Raw genomic sequence first — 7,512 nt, forward strand, 5'->3', positions numbered from 1 at the left:
CATCCCTTATTTCGGCTACGCCAGGCAGGACCGCCGCGCCTCCGGCCGCACGCCGATCTCGGCCAAGCTGGTTGCCAACATGATCACCCGCGCCGGCGTCGACCGCGTTCTGACGCTCGACCTGCATGCCGGCCAGATCCAGGGCTTCTTCGACATCCCGACCGACAATCTGTTTTCCGTGCCGGTCATGGCCCGCGACGTGAAGGCCAAATACAAGCAACTCGGCAACGTCGTGGTGGTTTCGCCCGACATTGGCGGCGTGGTCCGCGCTCGTGCGCTGGCCAAGCGCTTCGATGCGCAACTGGCCATCGTCGACAAGCGCCGCGAACGGCCGGGCGAATCGGAAGTCATGAACATCATCGGCGCGGTCGCCGGCAAGGATTGCCTGCTGATCGACGACATCGTCGATTCCGGCGGCACGCTGTGCAATGCCGCCGATGCACTGCTGGCCAACGGCGCCACCAGCGTCACCGCCTACATCACCCACGGCGTGCTGTCGGGCGGTGCCGTTGCCCGCATCAGCGGCTCGAAGCTGCAGGAACTGGTGATCACCGATTCCATCCAGCCGACCCAGGGCGTGCTCGACGCGCCCAACATCCGCGTCATCTCGATCGCCGACCTGATGGGCGAAGCCATCTCGCGCACGGCGACTGAGGAATCGGTGTCCAGCCTGTTCGACTAAACCCGCCTGCCCTTAAGGCGCGGAGCTTTCCAACCGAACCGGGCCGATCAGGCGACGAGCGACCTCGACGTTCTCGCGTGCGCCGCGCATATAGCCGCGCGGCGAGGTCCCCAGCATGCGCTTGAACATGGTGATGAAGGCCGGCACGCTGTCATAGCCGAGATCAAGCGCCACCCTGGTGATCGGCTCGCCGTCCGCCAGCCTGGGCAGCGCCGCGAACAGGCAGGCCTGCTGGCGCCATGTCGACAGCGGCAGGCCGGTCTGGCGCTGGAAGGCGCGCGTGAAGGAACGGCGGCTCATGCCGGCTGCATCGGCCCACTCGTCGATGGTCGCATGCGGCGACGGTGCTGCGACGAAGCGTCGGCACAGCGCCGACAATCTTGGATCCGACGGAAATGGCAGCCCAAGAGGCCGTTCCGGCAAGGTCGGGATTTCGTGCAGCAGAAGGTTCATGATCAGCCCACCGCGTCCTTCCAGAACGCCGCCTTGCGGGAGCTTCTCCGATTCCACGATCAGGCTGTGCATCAGGTCGGTGACGCCGACGACGCGCAAGCCTTCGGGCAGCCCGGGGATCGCCTGTGGCATGACATAAACCGAACGCATCGAGACGTCGCCCAGCATCTCGACGGAATGCTCGGTGCCGGCTGGAATCCACATCGCGTGGTCGGGCGGCACCATCCAGCGCCCGTAGCGTGTCGTCACCAGCACCACACCGACAAGCGCATGCAAGAGCTGGCTGCGGCTGTGGCGGTGCTGTGGCACGCGGTAGCCGTCAGGATATTCGGTCGGCAATGCCACCGCCGGCCCGGCCACTTGCTCAAGCCACTGCCAGCGGCTCTCGTGCAACTGGCCGAGATTGGCATTGCCAGCGTGAAAGACTTCTTTGCCGTGCGGCATCCGATATGGCCCACTTGCGAAACTATTGGACCAAACCACGAAAGAAGTCGTCTCGCAAGCGGCTTATAAGGCACCGTCCCCAGGGTGGCCGCAAGGAGCGTCCGCCAGTTGCCTGCGGGCGTGCCCGCCAAAAAGACCACGGAGCCTACCTTGACCGATACGACAGCAGCCAGCGTCGCCCCACCGGCGAGCGCCAGTCACGCCTCAGCCCAGGCGACGGCCTTCACCGTCATCCTGGCGGTGAGCTTCTGCCACTGCATCAACGACATCATGCAGTCGCTGCTATCGGCCATTTACCCGCTCCTGAAAGAGAATTATGGCCTCGATTTCTGGCAGATCGGCTTGTTGACCTTCACTTTCCAGGTGACCGCATCCTTGCTGCAGCCGCTGATCGGCATGATCACCGACAAGCGGCCGATGCCCTATTCGCTGCCCTACGGCATGGCGTCGTCGCTGATCGGCCTGATCGTGCTCGCCTATGCCGGGCATTATTCGCTGCTGCTGATCGGTGCCTCGCTGATCGGCATCGGCTCGGCGATCTTCCACCCGGAATCCTCGCGCATCGCCCGCTTCGCTTCCGGCGGCCGCTTCGGGCTGGCGCAGTCGCTGTTCCAGGTGGGCGGCAATTTCGGCCAGTCCATGGGGCCGCTGCTGGCGGCCTTCATCGTCGTGCCGTTCGGCCAGACCAGCATTTCCTGGTTCGCCGTCGGCTCGCTGATCGGCATCATCGTTTTGTGGCAGGTCGGCGGCTGGTGCAGCCGGCTGCGTGCCGCGCAGGGCACCCGCAAGGCGGCGAGCTTCGTTTCGCCCTTCCCGCGCCGCAAGGTGATGAATGCATTGATCGTGCTGACACTGCTGGTGCTGAGCAAGAATGCCTACATCGCCAGCCTCGCCAGCTACTACACCTTCTATTCCATGCATAAGTTCGGCGTTTCTGTGCAGATGAGCCAGGTCATGCTGTTCCTGTTTCTCGGTGCCTCGGCGCTGGGCATCCTGCTCGGCGGCCCCTTCGGCGACCGCTATGGGCAAAAGGCGATGATCTGGTTCTCCATCGTCGGCGTGCTGCCCTTCACGCTCGCCCTGCCCTACGCCAATCTGGAATGGACGATGGTGCTGACGGTGCTGATCGGCCTGATCCTCTCCTCGGCGTTCTCCAACATTGTCGTCTTTGCGCAGGAGCTCGTGCCGGGTCGCGTCGGCATGATCGCCGGCATCTTCTTCGGCTTCGCCTTCGGCATGGGCGGCATCGCGGCGGCCGTGCTCGGCGTCGTCGCCGACATGAAGGGCATCGATTTCGTCTTCCAGATCTGCTCCTATTTGCCGTTCCTTGGATTGCTGACCGTGTTCCTGCCCAACATGAAGGAAGCGCGCAAGGCGCAGGCGGCCGCCTAGATCAGGCCTGAAACCCACGCAAGGAAAAGCACCCGCCAGACGGCGGGTGCTTTTTTCGTTCCAACGGCCTATGCTTTGAAGAAGGCCAGCAGGTCGGCGTTGACGATGTCTGCATGGGTCGTGGCCATGCCGTGCGGGAAGCCCTTGTAGACCTTGAGCTCGCCCTTCTTGAGCAGCTTGATCGTCAGCAGCGCCGAGTCCGCGATGGGAACGATCTGGTCGTCGTCGCCGTGCATGACCAGCACAGGCACGTCGATCGCCTTCAGATCCTCGGTGAAGTCGGTTTCCGAAAAGGCCTTGATGCAATCATAATGCGCCTTGGTGCCGCCCATCATGCCCTGGCGCCACCAATTATCGATGACGCCCTGCGATACCTCTGCGCCCGGGCGGTTGAAGCCGTAGAACGGACCTGATGGAACGTCGCGGAAGAACTGGGCGCGATTGGCTGCCTGCGCGGAGCGGAAGCCGTCGAACACTTCGATCGGCAGGCCGCCGGGATTGGCGGCAGTCTTGAGCATGATTGGCGGCACCGCGCCGATCAGCACCGCCTTGGCGACACGGCCGCCGGCGCCATACTTGGCGACATAACGCGCCACTTCGCCGCCGCCGGTCGAATGGCCGACATGGATGGCGTTCTTGAGGTCCAGATGGGCTGCGAGTTCCGCTACGTCGGCGGCATAGGTGTCCATCTCGTTGCCGATATCCGTCTGGGTCGAGCGGCCATGGCCTCGGCGATCATGGGCAATGACACGGTAGCCCTGTGACACGAAGAACAGCATCTGGGCGTCCCAATCGTCGCTGCTCAACGGCCAGCCGTGATGAAAGACGACAGGCTGCCCGGTCCCCCAGTCCTTGTAGTAAATCTGCGTTCCGTCCCTGGTGGTGATCATGCCGCTGCCGGAGCTGGGTTTGGTTTGCGAGGTCATCTCAATCTCCTTCTGGTTATTTTCGCGATAAACAATATCGCGATAACGACATAGCTAACGCGGCCTAAAACCCTTGTCCACACAAATATGTATCGCGATATCATTTTTCGTGGTATCGAAATGATGCCCACATTGGCAAAAGGAATGCGCCGTGCCTCTCCCGTTGGACAATCAGCTCTGTTTCACGCTCTATGCCACCAGCATGGCGATCAACCGCACCTACAAGCCGATGCTGGACGAGATGGGCATCACCTATCCGCAGTACCTGGTGTTGAACGCGCTTGGAGAGGCCGACGGCATGTCGGTCGGCACCATCGCCCATCGGCTCGCTTTGGAATCGAGCACCGTCACGCCGCTGGTGAAGCGAATGGAGCAGGCCGGGCTGGTGACCCGCCAGCGCAGCCAGACCGACGAACGCCAGGTGCAGGTCGATCTGACATCAGCCGGGCGCGCACTGCTTGTCCAATGCAACTGCCTGAACGAAGCCTTGGTCGAACGCTCGGGCATGACGCTGACTGAGCTCGATGCGCTGAACCGGCAGATCCAGGCGTTACGCGCCGCGTTGACCGGCGACCGCTAGCACGGCTTGACGACGGCTAGCCAAACGTCGGAAGAGGCCACCATCATGCGGACTTAAGCACGGCAAATGGCCGTTTGCGCATGGCTCGCTTTGCCTGGAAACTGACGGCGGGAGCGGGACGGCCGACATGGAAGCCCTGGATCTTGTCTATGCCGAATTCGCGCATAAGGGCCATCTGCTCGTCTGTCTCCACCCCTTCGACCAGGATTTTGTGGCCGCGATTTCGAACCAGGGTGATAATGTCCTGCAGCATCGCCTTGCCGCTCGGGGAGCTGCAGTCATGCAGAAACGAGCGATCGATCTTCACCGTATCGAAATCGATCAGGCGAAGCCACGAAAGGCCCGCAAAGCCGGTCCCGAAATCATCAAGCCAGATCTTGATCCCGAGCAGCTTCAGGTCGCTGATGCAGCGCAGGATGTCGGAGTGCATCTCCATCTCCAGCCCTTCGGTGATCTCGAAGGCCAGCCTGCTGCCTGCGACACCCGTCTCGCCCAGAATGGTCGCGACCGACGTCGCGAAGCCCGGTGTCTTGAGCTGGATCGGGGAGACGTTGACACTGACGACACGGACGTGGTCGTCCGCCAGCAGTTCGGCGCACACTGTCCTTATCGCCCAGCGCCCGAGTTCCAGGATCGCACCGGTCCGTTCGGCGACGGGAATGAACAGGCTCGGCGGAACCGATGTGCCGTCGAGCATCTTGAGGCGCATCAGAGCCTCCACCGCTTCAACCCGGTCCGATTTGACATCCTGGATAGGCTGGTAAACGAGTGAAACGAGATTCTGGCCGATCGCGATCTTCAGCAAAGCCGCAATGTTCTCGCTCTCGTCACTGCTTTGCGGGTCGGTTGGATCGAACAGCCGGGCACAATTTCGGCCGCCGGCTTTTGCCAGATAGAGAGCGCGATCGGCCTCGTGAATGATTTTCTCCAGCTTGGCCCCGGTCTGCGTCCGGGTGAATGCGGCGCCAACGCTTACCGTTACGATCGAGACGCCGTCGCGCCGCAGTTCGTGCGTCAGAGCCAGGTTCTCCACCGTGCTGCAAATGGCTTCCGCAATGTCCAGGATCTGCTCCTTTTTCTCCATGCGAGCCAGGACGATGAACTCTTCGCCGCCATAGCGGCCGATGGAGCCATTATACTGTTTGATCATATCGCTAAGGGCATTGGCGACATGGATCAGGCAGCGGTCGCCTTCCTGATGGCCGTAGCAGTCATTGAACTTCTTGAAGAAGTCCACGTCGATGAGGATCGCCCCAAAGCTGGTGCCGACCTTTTGCCAATCGTTCCAGTAGTCTCGCAGCTTCTCGTCGATCGCGCGCCGGTTCTCCAGACCCGTGAGCGGATCGGTCCGCGACAACCTCAGCAGGGCCTTGCCGCGTTCGGTCGCCTCATTGTGTTGGATCTTGGCTTCCAGGGCGTTCAGGAAGACGTTGTAGCGTTCCTCGTTCAGTTTCCAGTTCACATATGAGGTGAACGTGAAACAAGAAACATAGAAAGCCCCAAATACCATTTTGTATATGAGGGTTGATGGAACAAAGTAATTTACGATATAAAGTATACATAAGATTATTGTCGAGGTTACGATAGAAAGCTTGAAATTGAATGTAAAGAAAAGATTGGCGCTCATCATGAATATGGTCCCAAAGACCATATAGTAAGAGACGCTTTCCTTGTCCGCGCCCATAATCGCCGGACACAGCCAACCAACATAGCCAAAGATGATGGCCCCGGCGCAGGTCACGTCGAGCCATTCCGTCCCGACGCCGTGGCGAAGCTGCGCTTCCAGGATCAAAAGCGCGCTCAAGCCGACCGCGAAACGCGCCGTGATCGTATAGGCGGCCACATCCGGGATCAGCAGCAGATCCGTTGCCGAAAACAAGAGATAGATCGCAACTGCGATCCAAAGCCCTGGCCTGGCTTCCCCTCTTCGCGTCGCCCGGGCTTCGGTGCGGTAGAGGGCGCGAAGTTCGTCGGCCCCCAGTTCGTAGCGCGGCTCGTACGGCTCAGCATCAACCGTATCGGCCAATGCGGATGACACGTGTTCGTTCATCACAATCGACCCCTTTTGAAAGGGATTTTGTTTTCCGAACTCATTTCCAGCTTCTGCCCCCACGCGGGCCGGCTCCTTGGGACGCGACGGCGATTGCGAACGCCGGGCAAACAAATGCAATCGCGCAAGACAAGTTTCCGTTAACTCGAACCCGGAATCCGGCTCGGAAGCTGATTAACCAACGAACATGGTTGGCGGGAAATTAATCATAAACCTAAAATGCCGTCGGCCCGACATTGGCAAAGGGAGCATTCTACGCAATAAGTTAACCGACTGTTAACTATGGAGTGATGGCGTGCAGACCGTTCTTGATGGCAAAAGCTTGATTACTGCCGAGATGCTCGCCGGCACGCTGCCTCGGGGAAAGATCGAGCATCATGGCGAAGCGTTCGAAACCGCGCGCGCGGAGCTTGCCCTCATTCTCCACGCGACACAGCAGCAGGTCGAACAGGACAAGAACCCGGCCGAGATCGTCGGCCGCTTGCTGTCCTTCCTCAATGGCCTGCATTCCAAGGTTCATCCCGACGTCTGGCATGCGTTGATACCGGTCGCGCAGAACCATCCGATCCTGAAGTATTTTCTCGAGGATCCACTGACGCACTGGTCCTTCACCAAACCCAGGGGCTATTCCGGCGACGCGCAGTTGCTCGACTACATCTATTGTGATCCGCACGTGGCAGAGAGCGTGGCGAACGCCTCGGAGGTCGGCAAAGCACTCTATAGCCATACCCAGAACGTACCGTCATGCGTCGCGGCCCGGGAACGACGCGACCTCCTGACCCGATATGTCGACGAGATCGCGGCCAAGAACGGACCGGAAACCGAGGTTCTGGCGATCGCGGCCGGCCATTTGCGGGAAGCCAATCGTTCGGTCGCCCTGACGGAGGGCCGTCTCAAGCGCTGGGTTGCGCTCGACCAGGATCCCCAGAGCGTTGGGCTGATCTCGCGCGACTTCCAGGGCACCGCCGTCGAAGCCATCGACGGC

General features: G+C 60.9%; 7 protein-coding genes. 4 read left to right on the plus strand and 3 right to left on the minus strand.

Annotated elements, in window-relative coordinates; translation table 11 throughout:
• The coding region (locus tag EN914_RS17225) for a ribose-phosphate pyrophosphokinase (RefSeq protein WP_164778768.1) at positions 1–682 on the plus strand (682 nt) is incomplete at its 5' end.
• Positions 683–694: 12 nt separating this feature from the next.
• Here EN914_RS17225 and EN914_RS17230 read toward each other — a convergent pair.
• Positions 695–1,579, minus strand: coding sequence for a helix-turn-helix domain-containing protein (locus tag EN914_RS17230; RefSeq protein WP_024505630.1), 885 nt, complete (start codon positions 1,577–1,579; stop codon positions 695–697).
• 150 nt (positions 1,580–1,729) lie between these two features.
• On the opposite strand from EN914_RS17230, the gene EN914_RS17235 reads away from it, so the two are divergent.
• On the plus strand, positions 1,730–2,971 hold the full coding sequence (locus EN914_RS17235; RefSeq protein ID WP_024505631.1) for an MFS transporter: 1,242 nt from the start codon (positions 1,730–1,732) through the stop codon (positions 2,969–2,971).
• 68 nt (positions 2,972–3,039) lie between these two features.
• Here EN914_RS17235 and EN914_RS17240 read toward each other — a convergent pair whose 3' ends face one another.
• A complete protein-coding gene (locus tag EN914_RS17240) occupies positions 3,040–3,897 on the minus strand; it encodes an alpha/beta fold hydrolase (protein WP_024505632.1) in 858 nt (285 codons plus the stop codon).
• 151 nt (positions 3,898–4,048) lie between these two features.
• Here EN914_RS17240 and EN914_RS17245 point away from each other — a divergent pair, with 151 nt between their 5' ends.
• Positions 4,049–4,477 carry a MarR family winged helix-turn-helix transcriptional regulator gene (locus EN914_RS17245; RefSeq protein WP_013529998.1) on the plus strand — a complete coding sequence of 143 codons (429 nt, stop codon included), beginning with the start codon at positions 4,049–4,051 and terminating at the stop codon, positions 4,475–4,477.
• Positions 4,478–4,520: 43 nt separating this feature from the next.
• Here EN914_RS17245 and EN914_RS17250 read toward each other — a convergent pair whose 3' ends face one another.
• Positions 4,521–6,527: a bifunctional diguanylate cyclase/phosphodiesterase gene (locus tag EN914_RS17250; protein ID WP_032808605.1), complete on the minus strand. Its 2,007-nt coding sequence runs from the start codon at positions 6,525–6,527 to the stop codon at positions 4,521–4,523.
• Between the two features lie 295 nt (positions 6,528–6,822).
• Between EN914_RS17250 and EN914_RS17255 the strand changes: the two genes are divergently transcribed.
• On the plus strand, positions 6,823–7,512 hold a 690-nt coding region (locus EN914_RS17255; protein ID WP_127389170.1), incomplete at its 3' end, for a class I SAM-dependent methyltransferase.

The sequence above is a fragment of the Mesorhizobium sp. M7A.F.Ca.CA.001.08.2.1 genome, assembly GCF_003998455.1.
Taxonomy (GTDB): Bacteria; Pseudomonadota; Alphaproteobacteria; order Rhizobiales; family Rhizobiaceae; genus Mesorhizobium; species Mesorhizobium ciceri.